The organism is Agromyces humi (genome assembly GCF_009720255.1).
GTDB lineage: Bacteria > Actinomycetota > Actinomycetes > Actinomycetales > Microbacteriaceae > Agromyces > Agromyces humi.
Genome location: NZ_WJSP02000533.1, coordinates 1 through 2033, shown reverse-complemented (window position 1 = coordinate 2033; position 2033 = coordinate 1). Strand labels below are relative to the sequence as shown.

The 2033-nt window shown below is 72.3% G+C and carries 4 protein-coding genes; 2 read left to right on the top strand and 2 right to left on the bottom strand.

All coding sequences use genetic code 11. The features are described 5' to 3' along the window. Together GH736_RS21880 and GH736_RS21875 are read right to left on the bottom strand one after the other, a co-directional pair. The coding region (locus GH736_RS21880) for a GNAT family N-acetyltransferase (RefSeq protein WP_159607054.1) at positions 1-283 on the bottom strand (283 nt) is incomplete at its 3' end. Between the two features lie 55 nt (positions 284-338). Next, positions 339-1199 carry an Fpg/Nei family DNA glycosylase gene (locus GH736_RS21875; protein WP_159607052.1) on the bottom strand — a complete coding sequence of 287 codons (861 nt, stop codon included), beginning with the start codon at positions 1197-1199 and terminating at the stop codon, positions 339-341. A gap of 70 nt (positions 1200-1269) precedes the next feature. Between GH736_RS21875 and GH736_RS21870 the strand changes: the two genes are divergently transcribed. Together GH736_RS21870 and GH736_RS21865 are read left to right on the top strand one after the other, a co-directional pair. After that, a complete protein-coding gene (locus GH736_RS21870; protein ID WP_159607050.1) occupies positions 1270-1818 on the top strand; it encodes a GNAT family N-acetyltransferase in 549 nt (182 codons plus the stop codon). A gap of 25 nt (positions 1819-1843) precedes the next feature. Beyond that, on the top strand, positions 1844-2033 hold a 190-nt coding region (locus GH736_RS21865; protein WP_203230904.1), incomplete at its 3' end, for a hypothetical protein.

Genomic DNA, 2033 nt, shown 5'->3' with positions numbered 1-2033 from the left:
CGCCGAACGGCAGCATCGATGCGCCCGCCGACCCGACGAACGATCCCGGGCCGAGCGCGCCGACGGGTGTGCGGAGCACGACGGCGCAGTGCCCGAACCCCGAGGCGCGGAGGCTCTGCATCGAGCGCTCGATCGCCTGCGCCGACTGCCCACGGCTCGTGTGCCGGCCGGCCGGCAGGTGCTCCCAGGTGCGCGGGTCGCCGTAGACGCGGTGGTAGTCGTCGAGGTGGTCGAGGGTGAGCGGCGTGAGCAGGAGGCGTTGGGTGTGGAGTGCGTCGGTCATCGCGACGAGTCTGGCAGCGGCATCCGACATCACGACTCGGCGATGCCCCGCCGAATCACTTGAGCAGACGCGAGAGCACCCGATCGGCGAGGGGCTTGCCGCCCGTCTGGCAGGTCGGGCAGTACTGGAACGTCGAGTCCGCGAAGATGACCTCGCGCACGGTGTCGCCGCACACCGGGCAGGCCTCTCCCGTGCGGCCGTGCACCTGCATGCGGGTGCGCTTCGAGTCCTTGAGCTGCTCGGGCGGGCGGCCTGCGGCGGCCGCGATCGCGTCGGACAGCGTGTCGCGCAGCGCGTGGTAGAGGCGCTCGACGTCATCGGGCTTCAGCTTGGCGGCGAGCGCGTACGGCGACATGCGCGCGTTGTGGAGGATCTCGTCGGAGTAGGCGTTGCCGACGCCGGCGAACACCGACTGGTCGCGCAGCAGCCCCTTGATCTGGGTACGGCGGCCGGCGAGGATGCCCGCGAAGTCGTCGAGCGAGAAGTCGGGCGCCGTCGGGTCGGGTCCGAGCCGGGCGATGCCGGGCACCTCGGCCGGGTCGCGCACGACGTAGACCGCCAGCGACTTCTTCGTGCCGGCCTCGGTGAGGTCGAACCCGGCGCCGTCGTCGAGTCGCACGCGCAGCGCGATGGGCGACTTGCCGGGACGGATCACGGTCTTGGGCAGCTCGTCGTACCACCGGAGCCAGCCGGCACGCGCCAGGTGGAACACGAGATGCAGGTCGCCCACCGCGAGGTCGACGAACTTGCCGTGCCGGCTCGCCGCGAGGATCGTCGCGCCGTTGAGCTGCTGCAACGGCGGATCGAAGGTCTTCAGCGCCGAGATCGCTGCGACCGTGGCCGACGTGATGGCGTGACCCACTGCGCGCTCGCGGAGGAACCCCACGAGCGCGTCCACCTCGGGAAGCTCGGGCACCAGCCCATCGTCTCACCGACCGGCGACATCGTCACCCGGCCGGTTGAGCCCGGCTCCATAGGATCGAAGGATGATCCGTGCCGTTCCGCTCGCCGACGACCTCGTGCTCCGGCTCCTCGACGCCGGCGACGCGGCCGCCCTCGCCGCCGCGTACGTGCGCAATCGCGAGCACCTCGCCCCGTGGGAGCCGGCGCGCGAGGACGCGTTCTTCACCGAGCAGGGGCAGGCCGCCGACGTCGACGCGCAGCTCGCGAGCGCCGTCTCCGGGGCATCCGTCCCCCTCACGCTCGAGGAGCGGTCGACCGGACGCATCATCGGGCGCTTCACGCTCTCGGGCATCGTCCGCGGACCGTTCCAGAGCGCCAATCTGGGCTACTGGGTGGACGGCGCCCGGAACGGCCGGGGCATCGCCACGTCGGCGGTGCGCGAGGTCCTCCGGATGTCGCGCGACGAGCTCGACCTGCACCGCGTGCAGGCGGCGACGCTGCCGCACAACGCCGCCTCGCAACGCGTGCTCGAGCGCAACGGGTTCGAGCGCATCGGCTTCGCGCCGCGGTACCTGAAGATCGCGGGCCGCTGGCAGGATCACGACCTCTTCCAGGCGATCCTGCACGACTGACGCCGCGAGGCCATACGATCACGCTGTGGACGCTCTCACGGCGCGGCAGGTGCTGCGCCTCTCCCCCGATTCCCCCCTCACCCCCGAGCTCGTCGAACACGCCTACGCGGCCGAGTCCGCGGCGCGGCATCCGTCGCTCTACCCCGACCCGGCGGCGCGGGCGCAGGCCGAGCAGTGGGCCGCGACCCTGCAGGAGGCTCGGGCGGCACTGCTCG

Bases quoted from the DNA above. Each gene is read 5' to 3' on its own strand.
- GH736_RS21870 (WP_159607050.1), top strand. From the start codon at position 1,270: ATGATCCGTGCCGTTCCGCTCGCCGACGACCTCGTGCTCCGGCTCCTC.